17 protein-coding genes are annotated in these 17454 nt (G+C 46.4%); 4 read left to right on the top strand and 13 right to left on the bottom strand.

The window, feature by feature from the left end:
* Positions 1–2: 2 nt before the first annotated feature.
* The 6 genes from D3H65_RS01140 to D3H65_RS01160 all read right to left on the bottom strand — a co-directional run bounded on the left by D3H65_RS01140 (position 3) and on the right by D3H65_RS01160 (position 3460).
* Complete coding sequence (locus D3H65_RS01140; RefSeq protein WP_119048500.1) at positions 3–362, bottom strand: hypothetical protein; 360 nt, start codon at positions 360–362, stop codon at positions 3–5.
* Positions 363–489: 127 nt separating this feature from the next.
* A complete protein-coding gene (locus tag D3H65_RS01145; RefSeq protein WP_119048501.1) occupies positions 490–930 on the bottom strand; it encodes a MauE/DoxX family redox-associated membrane protein in 441 nt (146 codons plus the stop codon).
* 562 nt (positions 931–1492) lie between these two features.
* On the bottom strand, positions 1493–1861 hold the full coding sequence (locus D3H65_RS32735; RefSeq protein WP_162915335.1) for a hypothetical protein: 369 nt from the start codon (positions 1859–1861) through the stop codon (positions 1493–1495).
* A 122-nt stretch (positions 1862–1983) separates the two neighbouring features.
* Positions 1984–2379 (bottom strand): helix-turn-helix domain-containing protein, encoded by a 396-nt coding sequence (locus D3H65_RS01150; protein ID WP_119048502.1) that lies wholly within the window; start codon positions 2377–2379, stop codon positions 1984–1986.
* A gap of 317 nt (positions 2380–2696) precedes the next feature.
* On the bottom strand, positions 2697–2912 hold the full coding sequence (locus D3H65_RS01155; protein WP_119048503.1) for a DUF481 domain-containing protein: 216 nt from the start codon (positions 2910–2912) through the stop codon (positions 2697–2699).
* A gap of 245 nt (positions 2913–3157) precedes the next feature.
* Positions 3158–3460 carry a hypothetical protein gene (locus tag D3H65_RS01160; RefSeq protein WP_119048504.1) on the bottom strand — a complete coding sequence of 101 codons (303 nt, stop codon included), beginning with the start codon at positions 3458–3460 and terminating at the stop codon, positions 3158–3160.
* 567 nt (positions 3461–4027) lie between these two features.
* Here D3H65_RS01160 and D3H65_RS32740 point away from each other — a divergent pair.
* Positions 4028–4222 carry a hypothetical protein gene (locus D3H65_RS32740; RefSeq protein ID WP_162915336.1) on the top strand — a complete coding sequence of 65 codons (195 nt, stop codon included), beginning with the start codon at positions 4028–4030 and terminating at the stop codon, positions 4220–4222.
* Positions 4223–4303: 81 nt separating this feature from the next.
* Here D3H65_RS32740 and D3H65_RS01170 read toward each other — a convergent pair whose 3' ends face one another.
* Complete coding sequence (locus tag D3H65_RS01170) at positions 4304–4813, bottom strand: DUF4382 domain-containing protein (RefSeq protein WP_119048506.1); 510 nt, start codon at positions 4811–4813, stop codon at positions 4304–4306.
* Positions 4814–5076: 263 nt separating this feature from the next.
* Between D3H65_RS01170 and D3H65_RS01175 the strand changes: the two genes are divergently transcribed.
* Positions 5077–6780: a T9SS type A sorting domain-containing protein gene (locus D3H65_RS01175; protein ID WP_119048507.1), complete on the top strand. Its 1704-nt coding sequence runs from the start codon at positions 5077–5079 to the stop codon at positions 6778–6780.
* Here the strand turns inward: D3H65_RS01175 and D3H65_RS01180 are convergent.
* The 6 genes from D3H65_RS01180 to D3H65_RS01205 all read right to left on the bottom strand — a co-directional run bounded on the left by D3H65_RS01180 (position 6769) and on the right by D3H65_RS01205 (position 14370).
* A complete protein-coding gene (locus D3H65_RS01180; RefSeq protein WP_119048508.1) occupies positions 6769–7968 on the bottom strand; it encodes an ABC transporter permease in 1200 nt (399 codons plus the stop codon). The genes D3H65_RS01175 and D3H65_RS01180 overlap by 12 nt on opposite strands.
* Entirely contained in the window at positions 7955–9121 is a 1167-nt protein-coding gene (locus tag D3H65_RS01185; RefSeq protein WP_119048509.1) for an ABC transporter permease, read from the bottom strand. The genes D3H65_RS01180 and D3H65_RS01185 overlap by 14 nt, the downstream gene beginning before the upstream one ends.
* Entirely contained in the window at positions 9121–10110 is a 990-nt protein-coding gene (locus D3H65_RS01190) for an HlyD family secretion protein (protein WP_119048510.1), read from the bottom strand. The genes D3H65_RS01185 and D3H65_RS01190 overlap by 1 nt, the downstream gene beginning before the upstream one ends.
* A 72-nt stretch (positions 10111–10182) precedes the next feature.
* Positions 10183–11622 (bottom strand): TolC family protein, encoded by a 1440-nt coding sequence (locus tag D3H65_RS01195; protein ID WP_119048511.1) that lies wholly within the window; start codon positions 11620–11622, stop codon positions 10183–10185.
* A gap of 137 nt (positions 11623–11759) precedes the next feature.
* A complete protein-coding gene (locus tag D3H65_RS01200; RefSeq protein WP_119048512.1) occupies positions 11760–13190 on the bottom strand; it encodes an anion permease in 1431 nt (476 codons plus the stop codon).
* A gap of 19 nt (positions 13191–13209) precedes the next feature.
* On the bottom strand, positions 13210–14370 hold the full coding sequence (locus D3H65_RS01205; protein ID WP_119048513.1) for a porin: 1161 nt from the start codon (positions 14368–14370) through the stop codon (positions 13210–13212).
* Between the two features lie 1306 nt (positions 14371–15676).
* Between D3H65_RS01205 and D3H65_RS01210 the strand changes: the two genes are divergently transcribed.
* Together D3H65_RS01210 and D3H65_RS01215 are read left to right on the top strand one after the other, a co-directional pair.
* On the top strand, positions 15677–16069 hold the full coding sequence (locus D3H65_RS01210; RefSeq protein ID WP_119048514.1) for a response regulator: 393 nt from the start codon (positions 15677–15679) through the stop codon (positions 16067–16069).
* A 56-nt stretch (positions 16070–16125) separates the two neighbouring features.
* Entirely contained in the window at positions 16126–17427 is a 1302-nt protein-coding gene (locus D3H65_RS01215) for a sensor histidine kinase (RefSeq protein ID WP_211345595.1), read from the top strand.
* Positions 17428–17454: the final 27 nt, after the last annotated feature.

Here is a 17454-nt window from a genome sequence, read left to right on the forward strand (position 1 = left end):
CATTATGGTTTCAACTGTACTCTTGCTACAACTGGCATAGAAACAGCTTGATCGCTTTTAGGGCTAGTCAGTGCAATGTTCAAAGTTGCTCTGATGGTAGTAGAGGTATTATCTACCATTGGTTTGAACTGATCTGCATGACCGGCAGGATAAACTTCAGTATCATCTACTTCAATCCAGGCTAACTGGTTGTTTGCACCAGGAATTACTGATTGAGAACCTGCAGAAGTATAATTACCAGGCAGGAATTCGTTGCTTCCTGAATAAGTAAAATACTGAGTTGCAAAGCGAGGACTGAAAGCAGAACCAAGAACTACAGTCAGAACCAGTACTGATAATGATAAGAATTTGAACTTTTTCATAAAGATGATTTAATAATTAATATGAATAGTGCTTACTCTTTTGCAGGTTTTCAGCTGACCCTGTTGCTATTGTGATGGCCATCACCACAGCAAGTTGTGCACAAAAAGTTATAATGGTAAAGTTTTATCAGCCAGGAATAGGGGTGTAACTATTAAGAGATTGTTTTTGTTTAAGGCGGAGTGTGATTAACGCTCCAATTAAAGACAATAGAAAGATCGTGATATTTATACCCAGGTGATTATTAAATGACAGTTGATGAAGAAACCCTCCCCGGAAATGAGGCATATCCTGCGTAATGGTGAGCATCAAAACGGTATATAACGTTGATAAAAACATAAGTGCCCAGAAACCGATCATCCGAAATCGTTTGAACATTAAGAGTAACGCGATAATTATTTCAGCAACAGAAAGAATCCAGGTTAAACTACTCGCATATGGAGCAAATTGAGGAGTTAAACCTATTTCGAACCTGGTAGCTGCCGGGTGAGAGATCTTGGTAACAGCGATATGAAACAAAAAAAGTATGAGAGTCCATGCAATACAATCTGTTATAATCATTTTTTTCATAAAGAAGGTTTAATAGAGCTATTTTATGCAATAATGGTATACATAAATTGTTCTGCCATTCTGGTTGTTTAAACGTGATGCTGCTGGATCCTTGGTAAATATTTCTTTATATGCTCTTATGTTTGGGCGTTATTCGAATAGTTGTTTTCATGCTTGCAGGGTAGTTAGAGGGGTTAGAGAACAAGCCATGTTGGGGAGTTGCCGTTTCGAATACATAAGCAAGTTAATTCAAGAAACCATTCCATTTGGCCGAATCTATATTCCATTCAGCCGTTTTTGTAAGTGTGTTTTCGATGATATATAAGTTTAGGGTAATCAAAACTGATAGCTAGAAATTGAAGGTGAATGGTTTAAAATGTGAAACATTCACCTTTAATTCTAAGTACTAAGGGTTTAGTTCTACTCTTGCTCGATTAATTGTAATTAATACGATAAGGTAATTAACTTATAATAATTCAATTGGTCAAAACTATATTCCATTTAGCCTTTTGGGATTGATTGTTTGTTTAAGCGGTCTAGATTGGCATTATTTCGATACTATTGTTTGCAGACGGTTATTAGATTAATAATACCAGGGTTTCATTTGTACTCTTGCCCATACTGGATATGTAACCGTGATGTCGGTTTTGGGATTACTCAACGCCACAATCAATGCTGTCCTGATCATAGCAGAAGGATCATCTACCATGGGTTTAAACTCATTAACGTGGCCAGCAGGATAAACTTCTGTAGGGTCTACTTCGATCCATGCTAAGTCAGTGTTTGGTCCACCAATTACAGTTTGACGGGGAACTGAAGTGTAGTTGCCTGGCAGGAATTCGTTAGTTCCTGAGTAAGCAAAGTACTCAGTTGTAAAACGAGGACTAAAAGCGGAGCTAAGAATTACGGTCAGTAACAATGTTGATAATGATAAGCATTTGAGCTTTTTCATAACGAAGGTTTAATGATTAATATGGTATGATGCCTCGAGTGGTGCCTATTCTTTCGCACATCAATAAGATACTAAAAATGGAACATTCAATTTATCTGAAAGTATATTCCATTCGGCCTTTTTTATGCAGACTGTTTATTCGCTTCTTCGATCCTTCCATTTTTCAACTGATCCCTGCGCCATGCGGCCGGTGGTTGGTGCATGTTTTTCTTAAAGAACTTTATAAAGTTGGTCTCTGCATGGTACCCTACAAAGCCCAGGGATAAGGCAATACTCCGAATATTCACATCGGCCATTAAGAGTATTTTGGCTTTCTCCAGGCGTTTTTGTAATAGGAAGGCATAGGGTCCTATTCCAAATGCAGTTTTGAAATCTTCCTTTAATTTGTTTTTGTTGATCAGGAGTTTTTCCGCGAGTTCGGGAATCCTGTAATGGTACTTGAGATTATTTTCAATAATACGGGCGGCTTCCAGCACCTTTTCCAGGTCCTGGTGAGACAAGGTTGATACTTCTTTCATAGAAAGCAGGTTTAATCGCCTGGCTTCAGGAACCAGGTCGTTACTTAACAATAAATAGTAATTATGTATACTGCCTTACCAGTAAACAAATGACCCGCCCGGAGGCAGGAGGAAAGAATAATAAGAGGTGTTCGAATGTTGTGAGAGCGTAGAAATCGCCTTTTCTACACCTCCTAAATTACAATTAATGCGAAAAGGAAACTCATAAGAAATCCTTATTTTTTTTAACCTAAGTAGTAACCCCTAAATAGTTTGCCTTTGATCACCCCCGAATTCCTTGCGTTGCATGCTGCTACTGTGGGGATTAGAATATCCAGTTACCGCGAAAAGGAATAGGAGATGCCGAACACAATCCCATAATCGACCGTGGTGGCATTTTCGCCAGGCGGCTGTGAATCGTAGTTGTCGTACAACGTGAGGTTGAGACTGAAATCGGTGATGAGTTTCCAGGTGAGTTTAATCTGCTCATCGTGCCGGATGCGCCCTTTCTGGGTTAGACTAAAATAAAGATTCTGCGTACTTTGCAGATCCATTTCGGGTTTGCGGAAGCTGAAGAAATTGAAGGTGTTGACGATGGGTATTTATATCTGGGTGGGTGTTGAAGTGCTCTCTGTATTTACTTCCTGGTTGAGCACCATACCGGTGCCGGTCCTGAGTCTTACATGATTGGTAGAAACCAGATTGTAGGATACACCGAGTCCCTCCTGGAAGCGGCGGGCCAGGCCCAGCTCGAGGTTGCGCTGGTAATTGAAGAAGGCAAGGACCTGCTATAAAGTGTTTATGCAATAGTACCCGGTGATGCCACCATTTTCGTTGTCCCTGGTCCAGCCGGTATCGGTTGGGTAACGATAATGGAGTAATTGCCATCGATCTCAAATTTGCGGGTGATGCATTTGAGAGTGAGGTCGGCATTGAGACGTCCTATCTTACTGGACCAGCTAAAGGAATAACCGGCGGATGCAGCGTCTTCCCACAAAGGTTTTTTGAGGTTCTTGAAAGGGCGTAGGTTGGCTATATCTTCGAAATGCCTGATCTTATAAGTTATGTCAATAGTATAGCGGTTTGTATATTTAACCTCCATGGAGTGCCTGCTGTACAGAAGCATCGGCCTGTCTGGAAGGCCAGGATAACCACGTCCAGGAGTAAAAGAGTGACGACCACTACCATGAAGATCATTCTCCCGATATGCCCTTGTTGTTTTTTTTACTATTTTGTGATTGTATTGAAAATTGTCTATTGAAGTTTAAAGCATCCATATTATTCACCTGTTTGATGGTTTACATCCTGGAACTGGCAGCCCTGCCCGTTTACTGTATGCCTGTTCAAAAAGAAGAAAGTAGTTGTGCGCGTAAAGCAGCAAATCCCTGTGCCGGTAAAAAGAGGGACAGTCCCTGCAAAAAGCCGGCAAAGAAAAGTTGTACTAATACAAGCGATTGTTGTTTGAACTGCCCGCTTTGTTATGTAATGACGATGCCGGGTGTTGCGTTGGGTGGAAAAGCTTCTGTCAGGGTAAAAAAAGAATATCCACTTTATCAGACCAATTACGTCTTCCTTTACTGCTCTGCGGCCTGGAAGCCACCGAATGGCTCTTAAGTCATATCAACCTGATCGTTACAAATCAATTTTAATTTATTTCAATACACTCAATATGAAAAAGGTATTCGTATTGGCTACTGCCGTGCTGTTACTGAGCAGTTCTGTAGCCTTTGCCAACAATGGCGAAAAAAATAAAAATAAAGGAAGCAAGGCAAAAACAGAGAAAACCTGCACAAAGCAATGCCCCAGGCCTTGTTCTAAACCAATGCCCCCTTGCTGCGATAAAAGCAAGTGTGACAAAGGATAAACCATCAAGGTTTGAATAATAGAAAGCCCCCGGGATCCGGGGGCTTTTTGAATAGTTCATTTCTATTGAATCGGTCTGGTGCTATTTTATTTTCAATACAGGCTTCAGTTTGTATTCTCCTGTACCTGTTTGCAATATCGATAGTGCGGCGTCAAAATCAATGACCAGAGAATCTGCATGAGCATTCAGGTGTTTATTCAGTTTGATCTTCAATCCCGATTCACTGCCACTGGGTATAGAGAGGGGATACAGGGTATTGTCGATCTTAATGCTGTTCTCACTGCCCAATACAAATCTTACTTCCTTTAAGGTGCCGGTCGGAACGATGCTTTGGGCTATAAGGGTGTCAATGCCATTTTGAAAATCGAGCAGGTTGTAAATGCCGGCCCTTGTTTCGAGGTTTACCCAGCCGGTAGAATCATCCTGCAGGTTAACACGCACCTGCTTAATATCAACATTGACTTCGGTAGCATTGTAGGGATTGTCGGTAAGCCTGATCCTTAGATCAGTAGTATTGTTATCGTCCTTTTTACAGGCTATGGCCAGGCTGGTTACAATAGCTACAGGAATTAAATAACGTAAGGGTTTCATAGTGTGTACTTTTGCCCACAGAATGGGAAAATCATGCCAAAAAAGGATTTGATCTATCTGTAAAAGACAGTAAACCAATAATTGTTGACCTGCATTTATTTGAAACTGAAAGGTTTATTAGCGTCGGGGTGACTGGGTAAAATAAAGTAGAAAATATTAAAAGTATTTGTATTACTATTGTCTCAGCAATATAGTTGACCCTGTTGCATGGTACCATCTGAAGGGATGTCTATGCTTCGGGACATCATCAATCAATCCACCTTATGAAGAGATTAATACCCTCTGCACTACTTTGTTGTAGTACGCTTGTGCTGAATGCCCAGATCACTACACCTGTTACACGTGCCAATTTTGAAGTAGATGGCGGACTACGCGCCAACGTTTTTAATGGTACACCCAATTCCAATGGAGATGACTGGTTTGGCCGGGGAGATGCCGGAACGGGTACTTTTGTGATCGATACCACGGGGGCGGGTTACATCAATCAACTCTATATTAACAATCCTGGCTCCAGGATGCTTCCCCTCTTCCGGGGTATGAATTATCCACAGTTTTCCATCGTGAATGGCGCCATGCTGATCGATGCGGTTTTCATTCGGGATCACCATGGTGATGATTCTACTGCTTTTGCCTCAGGCTCCAACAAAAATGGGATGAGCCCGGCCAGCTGGGCTACGCCCATAGCGCAGGGGGTACCGGATAAGAACGATATCCTGGATATGTTTATGCACGTGCGGCGGGAAGGTGTGGCCGTTACGGATGCCCTGTGGCTATTCGGCGGCGTATCACTGGAAGGTACCAGCGGTAACCGTTACTTTGATTTTGAAATGTACCAGACGGATATATATTATGAACGTTCCAGTCTTAGTTTTAAAGGTTATGGGCCTGATGCAGGGCATACGAGCTGGGAATTTGATGCGGCTGGTAATATCACGAAAGCAGGTGATATCATTTTTACTGCCGAGTATGGCGGCTCAGGACTCACTAACCTCGAAGCCAGGATATGGGTGCACAAGAATGCGCCCACGTTGGTTTCGCCGACAGCATTTAGCTGGGGTGGTTCTTTTGATGGCGCCACAGCCGGCTCGACGTATGGCTACGCCAATATATTACCTAAAACGGCTGGCGCCTTTTACACGGGCTTACAATGTGGCGCTAATACCTGGGCCGGGCCTTTCAGTCTGGTACGGGTTGATAATAGTGTGGTGACGGACTATGAGGCCAATCAGTTCCTGGAATTTTCTGTGAACCTGAGCAAACTGGGATTGGACCCGCTGGTGAGTGTAGGCGATCCCTGTTCCATGCCCTTCCGGAGAATACTGGTTAAGTCGAGGTCATCCAACTCTTTCAGTGCCGAGTTGAAAGACTTTGTAGGCCCCTTCGATTTTTTCCGTGCGCCCATGGCGGCAGCAACTGCCGACGTACCGATGTTCTGTGGCGTTACAGGCGTCAGCACACTGAGTGTGGGTAATCCACTGATCACTTCTTTATACACCTGGACCACGGCCGATGGCCATATTGTGGGCAATCATATCGGGCCTGTTATTACGGTTGATCAGCCAGGTAGTTATATTGTAAGTCAGGAGCTAATGGATAGTTGTGGTACTACGTATGCAAAAGATACAGTGGTGGTGACCTTGGATGCGGCTTGTACATTGTTGCAGCAAAAGGATAAAAAAGGGCGTTTTCTAGTGAGCGCGGCTGCCAATAAACGGGCGGTATTGTTATTGCCCAATCCGGTAAGCACCCAGGCGCACTTATCTATTGCCACCCCGGCGAAAGAAGACGCCAGTGTTACGGTAGTTGATCTGTCGGGAAGGATATTGCAAAGAGTTAAACGATCGGTGGATAGAGGCACTTCAACGATGAACGTTGACATACCTGCCAGTTGGAAAAACGGGACTTATTTTATTAAAGTCGTGCTGGGGAGTGAAGTATTTACAGAGAAAATGTTGCTACGAAGGTAAAGAGGATGTCTGTAAGGGCAATTCCTGGCGACTGATCTTCTTTAAGCGCAACAAGGCAAGGGTTGAATAGAAGAAGAGTAGTATAATGAGATGGATGATATGTGCGGTATTTTGGCTAAGGGAAGCGCCTGCCTGTACGATGGATTGGTACATATTGATGAAAGGGGTAGTAGGCAGCAGCATGGAAAACCACTGCAAGGCCACAGGTATATTTTGCAAAGGAAAAGTATAGCCTGTGACGAGGAAGAAAGGATAAGTGGAAAAAGCCATGATCTGCACATTGAGCAAAGGGTCTTTGAAGAGGCCCCCGATCCATTGGGCCATGGGCACGAGGGTAACGATAAACAACAGGAACGCGAGGCTCAACTGAAAGCCGCTGCCACGCATGGGCAGTTCCAGTATTCTATAATTGACGGTCATGAAAAAATAAGCGTAGCAGCTAAAGAGGACCACATAAAAGAAGCCTTTGCCCCAAAGGGCCATAGAAAGGCTGCCTCCTGCACTTTCTATCCAATTGCGCACCTGTTTCCTTTTTCTTTCGCCGGAAACGCTGGCGGAAAGTCCGATCAATAAGGTTTGTTGTAAGATGAGGGCCAGGAGTCCTGGCAGGAGGAAAGCGCCATAGCTGCTGCGGCTGTTGAACAAAGGTCGGTAATCGAGGTTTACGGGCATTACTTCCTGCATAGAACCCGCGGTATTCATGCCCTCCGACTTTTGCAGGTATTGCATGCGTACGCCGGCGCCGAGGGTAAGGCAGGTCTGGTTGATGCTGAGCAGAAGATCACTGGAGGGCAGGAACCTGGCGGCATTAAGAGCCACCACTACATGGGCCTGGTGCAATGATTTTACTTTTTCTTCAAGTCCCTTCTCTATATAGACAAAACCCTGGCAATGGCCCCTGTACATGGCTTCTTTGGCTTCTTCCACGGAAGGTACCAGGAATACAGAGGTGATCTGGGCATTACTGATCTGCCGGGTAATGAGGCGGGATAATTGGGACCGGTCATCATCCACCACAGCCAGCTTTACGCCTTCTTCTTCCTTATAGGTATAGATACTGCCATAAAAGAAAGCATACAACAAAGGTGCGATCAAAAGGGTGAGCAGGAGGCTATGGTCCTTGCCGATGCGCGATACCTCCCGCAATGTAATACGCCACAATATGGTAAGCTGGTTAGGTGACGGCACGTTGCAATTTATTAAGTTGTTGTTGGTATACGAGGATGGCTACGGAAAAGGTGATAGCAATAAACAGCAATAAGTAACCTATCTCACTGCGGGCATATGATAAGGGGAGGTCCATATAATAAACTTTAAAGAACCCGTCGAGGAAATGGGTATAGGGCATTATGTTGGCATAATACTGATCGTACCAGGGCATAGCCCAGCGGGGGAAAGTGAATCCACTGAATACAAAAGCTGGCGAAGTATAGAACAAAGCGACATCGGTGGCCAGCATGGTGTCGCTGAACAGGGCGGAGATCATTTGACCGATGCCCAGGCAGGCGAGACAGAGCAAGGTATAAATGACGAAGAATTTGCCGGCAGCAGCAGTAATGCCGAGGTTGAATACGGGGAAAATGACAAAAGCCACGAGTATGAAATTGATCCAGGCAATAAGAAGATGTGCGATGGTCTTACCGGCTATGACGGCAGAGGCTGAACCTTTTGCCAGGCGCCAAAGTTCTTCTCTGGTATTGGTGGTGGCTTCGTAGTTCAACAGCAGGACGCCCACCATGATCATGATCATTTGCAGGGCTACGGTAATAAGACCCGGTACGAGGTATTTTTGGTAATTGTAAGTAGGATTGTACAATGTATAGGGAACAAGGGCAATAGGTTGTACAAGGGCCATGGCTTTTCCTTTGTCCATACCTGTTTTTATAAATTTCTGCAGGATCACACCAGAGCCGGCGGTAATAATTACCTGTGCTGCTTCCTTATAGATGAGTTTGGCTGGCACTACAGCCGCGGCATTGGTATAAACCACCACATGGACGGGATGCCGGCTTTTGATATCGCGCTCCATGTTTTTGGGGAAGTGGATGGCGCCGAGTACTTCTCCTTTTTGAAGGAGGTCTTGCAATTCGTCGATGCTGCCCACCTGTTTGGTAAAGCGCAGGGTTTTCACCTGCTGCAGGAGAAAGCTGAATTGTCGTGATACAGCCGACCTGTCTTCATCCCACATCGCCACGGGCAGGTGATCTGCCTGTTGCTCATCGTAGATATAAGCATAGAGAAAGAAGAGAAGAGAGGGCACTACCAGCAATACGAGGTAGTGTGCCGGCAGGCGAATGATACGCTTGCACTCTCTGGTGGTGATATGGCGGATGGTGCGCATCAGGGTAATTGAAGGGATGCCGTCATACCGGAACGCAGGCCACGCAGGCTACCGGGATCACTGGGTTTGAATTCAATGGTAAAGGTGCGCAGTTCAAACTGGCCTTTGTCTTTGGAAGGTACCCAATTGGCAAAAGTGAGGGAGGGAGCCACAGTGGATACGGTCACCGAAAAGGTTTCGGGTTCACAGCCCGGCACTTTAACAGAGGCTTTGACACCAGGCTTCAGGGAAGCAGCCATATCCTGCCGGATATTGAACCGTAGTATAAAAGAGTGTTCCTTTTCCACACTCATGATGGGGTAGCCAATGGAAACTATTTCTCCCTGGTGGATAACGAGGGAGGTGATCACGCCATTGGCAGGGGAATAGATCCTCGTATTCTCTTTGAGGGCTTTGGTAAGCTCATACGCTTGCTCGGCTTGCTTTACGATGGCCTGTGCGCTTTTGATGAGCTCGGGCCGGGTACCTTTTTGTAACATCTCGAGGTTGAGTTTGGCAGTCTCCATTTCTTTTTGGGCGGCCTGGTACTTAAAGAAGAAAATGTCTTTCTCCTGTCCGCTGATCACATCGGCATTGTAGAGCCGCTGCATGCGGTCATAGGTTTTGCTGAACAGGTCATATTGATCTTCTGCGATCTCATACAATTTGCCGGTGGCGCTGATGAGTTCTTTGCGGGGGCCTTGTTGTAAGAGCTCCAGCTGGCCTTTGGCTGCATCCACAGCGGCCAGGGCCTGTGCGCGGATGGCGTCAATCTCATTGGTACGGAGAACGCCCAATAGCTGCCCTGTCTTAACGGTATCACCCTGTTCAACAAACAAACTATCCAGCCTGCCGGGGAATTCGGCGGCCACATCCACGCTGGTAGCATCAACCATACCAATGAGGGCATTACTTTCAGTGGTGGATTGCCTGAACAGAAAATAGATGGCAGCTATGAGTACCAGTATAGGAATAAAGAGGGCCCAGTATTGTTTGAGAAAGGTTTTCATATTGAATGTTTTAATATAGGCATAAAGGCATCGAGGCAACAAGGCAACGAGGGAATACACATAAGATATGATTTATGGGATTAGTTCGGTGATGCGTTCCGGTGTACCATATACATTCCAGTAAGTGGCCAGGGCCAGGTAATAGCTTAGAATGGCGGTATGATAAGCTTTCTCCACTTCGCCCTGTATGATGATCACATCGTTGAGGTCTTTGAGGGAAGAAAGCTGATTCTGCACACGCTCATGCACCAGCCGGCGGGTGGTGGCAATATCCTGCCGGGCGCTATCTGCTGTATTGATCTCATTTTGTGCCGCCAGTATTTTGTTGCGGGTTACTTTCACCTGCATCTGGAGGCTTTCGCGGGTATTGGCTGCTGCCAGTTTCACTTCTTCTACGAGTTGCCTTGCGGCTTTCTTTCTTTTAAGGGTTTGTGTACCGCTGAAGAGGTTCCATTGCATTTCCACTCCTACCATCCAGGGGGCGATGGCAACGGGTAGTTCATGCTGGTAAAGATTTAAATTGCCCACCGCAAAAATATTGGGCAGGTTGAAAGAACGTGCAATCTGTTCGGCAGTTTGGGCGGTGGCTATCTTGCTTTTTACCAGTTGATAGGCCGGGTTTTGCTGCCAGGCGCTTTGGTCATCGAGGGGAATATTGCCGGGTTTATAAACAAGGGTATCGGTAATGGTGAGGGCTGAATCGAGTGGAATGCCCAATAATTTATTCAGCTCTATGATGGCATTTTGTTTGTCCATGCCCAGGTTGGCATAGGTAGTGCGGGCCTGCGACAACAACACTTTGGTCCAGCTTTTCTGGTAAGGGGCCAGCACTTCATTCTTTACCATTTCTTCCCCATAGTCTTTATTCTTATCAAAGGCGGCCACTATTCCTTTTTGTGTTTGTAGCAGGGTATTAAGGTAAAGTATGCGGATGTATTGAATGGCGATGGCGTATTGAACGTCTTTTTCAGCAAGGGAGATATTGATGGCGCCAGCAGTAACTTCCGATTCGGCAAAATTCCGTGCAGCGGTTAATTTATTACCTAAATAGATAGGCTGCCGCGCCACAAGGCCTGCCAAAAAGTAGGATTGTTTGCTGAGTGGCGGATTGTAATCGGGATATACTGCACCTAAGATGGTTTTGGATGAATTGTACAATTTGTCCTGTACGGTCTGTGAAAGCTGGTTGCCGGTGATCTCCTGGAATACGGTGTTGGCTGCATTGACGGCTTGCTTTGAACTACCATCGAGGATGCCGTCTCTCACGGTTTGTAAATTGATCTCCAGGGGGCGGCTCAGGTAAGTATAACTGGCCAATGCATCGATCTTGGGTACATACCGTTGTTTCTCTGCGGCCAGGTTGTATTGCCGGGCAAGGAGGGAGGTTTTCGTTTGTTGTACCAGGATATTCCTGCTGCCTGCTATGCGGAAGCAGTCTTGCAATAACACATCCTGCGCGGAGGTGGAAAAGGAAACAGGCAACAGTATAATAGCCAGGTATAGTTGTTTCATACGCTATGGTTTGAAGAAGGCAATGAGGCAACGTGACGTCAAAGCATAGAGTTCCGGGAGTGGGGCGGCGTAATGTTAACGGGGGCCTGGGATGGGGTGATCTAAAGTTAGGGAAGTTTTGACTATGGAACGCCGGCTTACCATAAACCGAGCAACTTCCACCACAATCCTCCTACAACAAACCAGATAGCGAGGAAAAACACGCTGATGAAAAATCCATGTTTCCACCAATCCTTCATATCTACATAGGTGCTGCCAAAGAAAATAGGAGCAGGACCATGGCCATAATGGGTGAGTGAGCCCATCAGGGTAGCGCAGGCGCCTAAGAAAATAGCGAGCATGGTGCCGGGCACACCTACTGCAATCCCCACTGCCAGGAATACGGGGTACATGGCGGCTGCCTGTGCGGTGGCGCTGGCAAACATATAATGACAGTAAGAATACACGACTATAATAATGGGGAAGGCCAGTTGCCAGCTCAGGTGGGCCATCTTGCCGCCTATGAGGTTACCAAACCATCCCACAAATCCCAGTGAGTTGAGGTAAGAACCCATCATCACCAGGGAGGAGAACCACACAATGGTATCCCAGGCGCCTTTTTCTGCTTTGACATCTTCCCAGGTGAGCACACCACTCAATAGTAAAATGCACAAGCCAATTAAAGCACCGGTGGTAGCATCAATAGAAAAAAGGTTGCCAAAGATCCATAGTACAAGTAGTATGATAAAGGTGGCTACCATGAGCCATTCCTGCAGGGAAACCGGACCCATCTCCTTCAGTTTTTCAGCTGCCATTTTGGGAGCTTCTTTTGTTTTCTTGAGTTCGGGTGGAAAGAACTTGTATAAGAGCAGGGGTAATAATAAAAAGCATACAAGGCCGGGGGCCAGGGCGGCAATGGCCCAACTGGTCCAGGTGATGGTGATGCCCAGGTCCTTGGCAAACTTCTGGGCCATGGGATTGCTGGCGGTAGCGGTCAGGAACATCACAGAGGTGATCATGTTGGCATTGTAACTGCCGAGGGTGAGGAAGGCGCCGATCTTGCGATGGGTTTCGGGTTTGTCGGGATGGGAGCCCATGTTGATGGCAATGGATTTCATAATGGGGAAGATGACACCACCTGCCCGGGCGGTATTACTGGGAATGGCAGGGGCGAGTAGCAGGTCGGCAGTATTCAATCCATAGGCAAGGCCGAGTGACCCTTTGCCGAATATCCTGATGAAGTTATAGGCCAGTCTGGTGCCCAGGCCGGTTTTGATAAAGCCGCGTGCAATAAAGAACGCGAGGCCGATCAGCCAGATGGTGGAATTGCCAAAGCCGCTCAAAGCATTGGTGACGGCGTGGACGGGATCACCGGGCGCCAATACCTGGGTGGCAGCGCAAAGGGTAATGCCCAGCATAGCCATGGTACCCATGGAAGCTGCTTTTAAGATGATGCCGAAGATGGTGCCCAGAAAGATGGCCAGCAGGTGCCAGGCATTGGGCTTTACGCCTTCGGGTGCGGGAATAAACCAGATGATCAAACCAATGATAACCGTAATGAGCAGTGCTGTAGGTCTTATTTCTTTCATAACAATGGTTGAGGTCTGTTTAAAATCTTATCTGTAACTGGGCATAGGCCAGGTTGTTGCTGTAGGCACTGGTTAAGGGAATATCATTTTTATAGAGGTCGATGGCCACTCCCAATTGGATAACGGCATAAAAGTTATCGGCAAAGATCAGGGATAGGTTGGGGATGATGGTTTGCCGTGGGTTCTTGTTTTGCTTGTAATTCTCTTCAAGGTATTCATAGCGGGAGGATAATTCGATGGCCCTTACCCTCGGTCTTTTGTATTCATAGCGGATGGTAGGAAAAAAGTAAAAGCCACGGGTCCTGAACTGGCTAAGGCCTGGTTTGGGAGTGATAATACTGTTATTGTAGGCGATAAAATCAGAACCAGCCTTGTATTCACCCATCAGGAGCAGCTGCCATTTTGTAGACAGGTCGATCTTTGCGGTGGCATCTCCTCCCCAGGCATTGCCGGCGCCACTACCTGCCAGACTGCCGGTGCCGGCATTGGCTGCCACGGTAAAGTTGGGGGCTACGGTAGTTTCCAGGCGGGCGTATAGGTTTTTGGTATCGTCATCGTCAGTGGCTTGATTTCTGTTGTTGCCATTGTATACGCCGGCAAAATACTTCCATTTCCCATCGGGTGTGATATGGCCAAAAACAGAAAGCCCCACCTGGAAGCTTTGCCATCCGTTTTTGCCAAAGGCATAATACTGATTGGAAAAATCGAGTGTGCGGATGATATCTACCGGGAGTGCATCTTCAATGCCGAAGAAAGGGCGGAACTGACCAGCCTGCACATTGAAATATTGATTGAGGGAGTACTTGATATAAGCATTCTCCAATACTTTGTTGGAAGGATTGCCATTAAAGTCGGCAAAGTTGGCGAGTATATTGGCCGAAAAGTGATCGTTGATATTGGCCTTGATCATTACACGTGCGCGCTTTACGAGAAAGGTATTGCGTACTCCTTTGGGATCAGCAGTGGGATCAAAGTTCTTGCCATTTACATCTACTCCATCGGTGAGGGAGGCCACATAGCGTGTTTGCAATACACCGGAAAAACTAAGGGAACGGTTGAAGGCCGAAAAATTGGTTACCGTGTCGGCATGGGTGAGGGAGGTCTCATCCGTTTGCTGTGCAATGCCCGTTGTGCAAAACAACAACAGTCCTGTAAGTATAATTAGCAGGTAGTTTCTCATGAGGGTGAGAACTTAATGGTTACTATAAATATATTGAAATATGTAATAGGTTCGGGTGTTTGAAAGGAATAAATTTTGATTGGAGGGGCGGCTAGTGGGTGGTTGATAAAAATAAAAAGGGAGTTCTGCAAAAACAGAACTCCGGGCACAAATAAAAAACTCTGATAGGAAAAGAACCCCTTACTGCAAGATTAATTAGATAAAAAAAAAGTTTCACAGAGCATGGACCCTTTAAACTAAAACATGAAAAGTAACCTTGGGTATTATCGTTGCTATCCTTACTATGTTGAGTATTTATTAGCTATTGGTTGCTTTTAGTTTCTATACATTGAAATTAACAAGTGAAAAAAACTGTCAAAATATTCAGCCCTCTTCTGTGCCCAAACTTATAAGTTAGGGCATGTTAAAAAGGTTGATCAATCGGAGAATACGAAAGTGAGTACGGCCCGTAAAAAAAGTGCAAAGAGACGTTTTTTTTGTGTACCGATCAGTATTGTACCCGCTACATGTCAGGCACCCGGGGTAAGGGTGAATGACGGTCCGGCGCCAATCACCTCGGTTTTCGTTGTATAAAGGATCTTCCTCACAGTATAGCCATGATCAAATAACCAGGTAAACATCTTTTCAATCAGGCAGTTAGCAGAGGTTCGTTTTCATAAAGCAGGTGTTTTCATTTATGTAGAGGTCCCGCTTCAGCGGGATCTCTACATAACTACCTGTAACATCTTTTTACTCCTATGAAATGCCTGGCAACACAACCACCACAAGGCCGAAGGGAGGCACGCCGTTTTCCGGTTATCGCATATCACAATGCCTGCCGTTAGACGGGGTTATAAAATACTTCCAACAGCCGGGGATTGTAACAGATAGCTGATATTCTATGGCCATTACTATTACGTGCCGGCCGGTTAATGCAGTAACCTGGAAATAGAATGGGCATCATCCCGTGGTACTGGCTCGCTTCTCAGGGAGGTGGGCCTTTTTGTTGCGTTGCAGGTCATTATTTTGTCAATAAAATACCAGGTCCGGCCTGAATTTATAACAATTGGCAGGATAGCCTGTACTTTTTCTGCTTCCAATGGTTATATTTGTACCTCACTTCTATGGAGGAGGTATTGTATCTGGTCAACTTACGCAACCTCCCGGCTCCTGATTAGCAGTTTATCCTTTTCACAGCACAAATAATATTGCTCTGGCAATAGATGAGTAGATAATTTTCTATGCGTCTTTAGCTGGAGGACCCCTATCAGTTCAATGTTATTTTGATGATAATGTATTATATTTGATCATAATCCAAAATACGCTTATGAATACCCGCCGGCTTTTCCTCGTAGACGACGATGTTGATGAACAATGGATCTTTAATACAGCCCTCAGTGCTGTTGACCCCACGATACAATTATCAGGAGCCGCCAACGGACAGGATGCCATCCGGCAGCTGGCCAGTTCCCCTTCAGTCCCCGATGTGATCTTTCTCGACCTTAATATGCCTGTAATGAATGGATTAGAATGCCTGCGCCTTATTAAATCCAATCCGGGCCTTTCTGGAATTCCTACGATCATGTATTCCACATCTGCTGATCCGCTTACCATTTCCAGAACGATGGAACTGGGCGCCGATGAGTTCATTACCAAGCCTTACAATTTTGAAGACCTGGTCAATACACTCCGGCATGTGCTGGACAGGATAGTGGCCTGAAAGGGTCCATCGATCGTAGTCTGAAACCTTACTATTGTTTGCCGAATTTATCACCAATGAAATCGATCATGACCGGTATTGCTCCGCAATGGCAGTTCTTACAGGGTGGGGGAGAAATGGGCGCGCTTACCCGGGCTCACCCATGGGAAGGTACCTCTGTGGGATCGCCCGCCGATTGGCCCCAAAGCCTGCGCACTACCATCAGCATTGTGCTCAACAGCTGTTTCCCCATGTTCTTATTCTGGGGGCCGGAGCTGCTGTGCTTTTATAACGATGCCTATCGCCCCAGTCTGGGCAATAATGGAAAACATCCCCAGGCACTTGGTAAACCAGCCATAGAAGTATGGCCTGAAATATGGACGGTGATCAGGCCGCTCATCGACCAGGTAATGGCGGGTGGCCCGTCTATCTGGCGCGAAGACCAGTTAATTCCTATCTACCGCAATGGTCAACTGGAAGATGTGTACTGGACCTTTAGTTATAGTCCCGTGCGCGACGAATCCAATAAAGTAGCGGGCATCCTCGTCACCTGTAATGAAACCACCGAGAAGGTAAGGCAGTTTGCCACCGTACTGGAGTTTTCCAAAGAGTTGAAACGCCAGGTAGCCGAACGCACCTCCGAGTTGGCAGCTTCCAACCTCCAGTTGAGAAGGTCCAACTTGGAACTGGAACAATTTGCCTGGGTAGCTTCGCACGATCTCCAGGAGCCGCTGCGTAAAGTGAGGGTCTTTACCGGCATGCTTAAAAAAGGAAACCTGCCGCCCATGGAGCTGATCGATAAAATAGATGCTTCTACCACCCGGATGAGCAAGCTGATCCAGGATGTGCTGGACTTTTCCCGCCTCTCCACCCCGGAAGCCTTGTTTGCATCCGTAAGCCTGGAAGAAGTTGTTCAGGCGGTACAAACAGATTTTGAACTGCTGATCGCTGAAAAAAAAGCCACCCTTCAATACCACTCCTTGCCGGCCATAGAAGGTATCCCCTTACAGATCAACCAGCTCCTTACCAACCTTATCAGCAATGCCCTCAAATTCAGCCATCCCCACCGCCTGCCGCATATAGCTGTTACAGCAGCCGAGGCCAGTGAGAGCGATAAGGTCGCCTATCCTGAGTTGCCTGCCGGCAAACGGTATTGCCTGCTCCGGGTAAAGGACAATGGCATTGGGTTTGGACAGGAGCATGCCCAGCAGATCTTCAACATATTCCAGCGCCTGCATAGCAAAGAAGCCTTTGCCGGAACGGGTATTGGCCTGGCCCTTTGTAAAAAGATCGTACTTAACCACCAGGGGAGCATCAGTGCCGAGGCCATCCCCGGCGAAGGCGCCGTATTTACCGTACTGCTGCCTTTTGAGCAATAGGGAAGGGGCACGCAGCAGTTTTTGCCC

Origin of the sequence: Paraflavitalea soli, from assembly GCF_003555545.1 — a bacterium.
GTDB classification, from domain to species: Bacteria; Bacteroidota; Bacteroidia; order Chitinophagales; family Chitinophagaceae; genus Paraflavitalea; species Paraflavitalea soli.

Excerpts from the sequence above, each read along its gene's own strand:
- D3H65_RS01140 (WP_119048500.1), bottom strand. The coding sequence starts at position 362 with ATGAAAAAGTTCAAATTCTTATCATTATCAGTACTGGTTCTGACTGTA.
- D3H65_RS01145 (WP_119048501.1), bottom strand. The coding sequence starts at position 930 with ATGAAAAAAATGATTATAACAGATTGTATTGCATGGACTCTCATACTT.
- D3H65_RS32735 (WP_162915335.1), bottom strand. The coding sequence starts at position 1,861 with ATGAAAAAGCTCAAATGCTTATCATTATCAACATTGTTACTGACCGTA.
- D3H65_RS01150 (WP_119048502.1), bottom strand. The coding sequence starts at position 2,379 with ATGAAAGAAGTATCAACCTTGTCTCACCAGGACCTGGAAAAGGTGCTG.
- D3H65_RS01155 (WP_119048503.1), bottom strand. The coding sequence starts at position 2,912 with ATGGATCTGCAAAGTACGCAGAATCTTTATTTTAGTCTAACCCAGAAA.
- D3H65_RS01160 (WP_119048504.1), bottom strand. The coding sequence starts at position 3,460 with ATGGAGGTTAAATATACAAACCGCTATACTATTGACATAACTTATAAG.
- D3H65_RS32740 (WP_162915336.1), top strand. The coding sequence starts at position 4,028 with ATGAAAAAGGTATTCGTATTGGCTACTGCCGTGCTGTTACTGAGCAGT.
- D3H65_RS01170 (WP_119048506.1), bottom strand. The coding sequence starts at position 4,813 with ATGAAACCCTTACGTTATTTAATTCCTGTAGCTATTGTAACCAGCCTG.
- D3H65_RS01175 (WP_119048507.1), top strand. The coding sequence starts at position 5,077 with ATGAAGAGATTAATACCCTCTGCACTACTTTGTTGTAGTACGCTTGTG.
- D3H65_RS01185 (WP_119048509.1), bottom strand. The coding sequence starts at position 9,121 with ATGCGCACCATCCGCCATATCACCACCAGAGAGTGCAAGCGTATCATT.
- D3H65_RS01190 (WP_119048510.1), bottom strand. The coding sequence starts at position 10,110 with ATGAAAACCTTTCTCAAACAATACTGGGCCCTCTTTATTCCTATACTG.
- D3H65_RS01195 (WP_119048511.1), bottom strand. The coding sequence starts at position 11,622 with ATGAAACAACTATACCTGGCTATTATACTGTTGCCTGTTTCCTTTTCC.
- D3H65_RS01200 (WP_119048512.1), bottom strand. The coding sequence starts at position 13,190 with ATGAAAGAAATAAGACCTACAGCACTGCTCATTACGGTTATCATTGGT.
- D3H65_RS01205 (WP_119048513.1), bottom strand. The coding sequence starts at position 14,370 with ATGAGAAACTACCTGCTAATTATACTTACAGGACTGTTGTTGTTTTGC.
- D3H65_RS01210 (WP_119048514.1), top strand. The coding sequence starts at position 15,677 with ATGAATACCCGCCGGCTTTTCCTCGTAGACGACGATGTTGATGAACAA.
- D3H65_RS01215 (WP_211345595.1), top strand. The coding sequence starts at position 16,126 with ATGAAATCGATCATGACCGGTATTGCTCCGCAATGGCAGTTCTTACAG.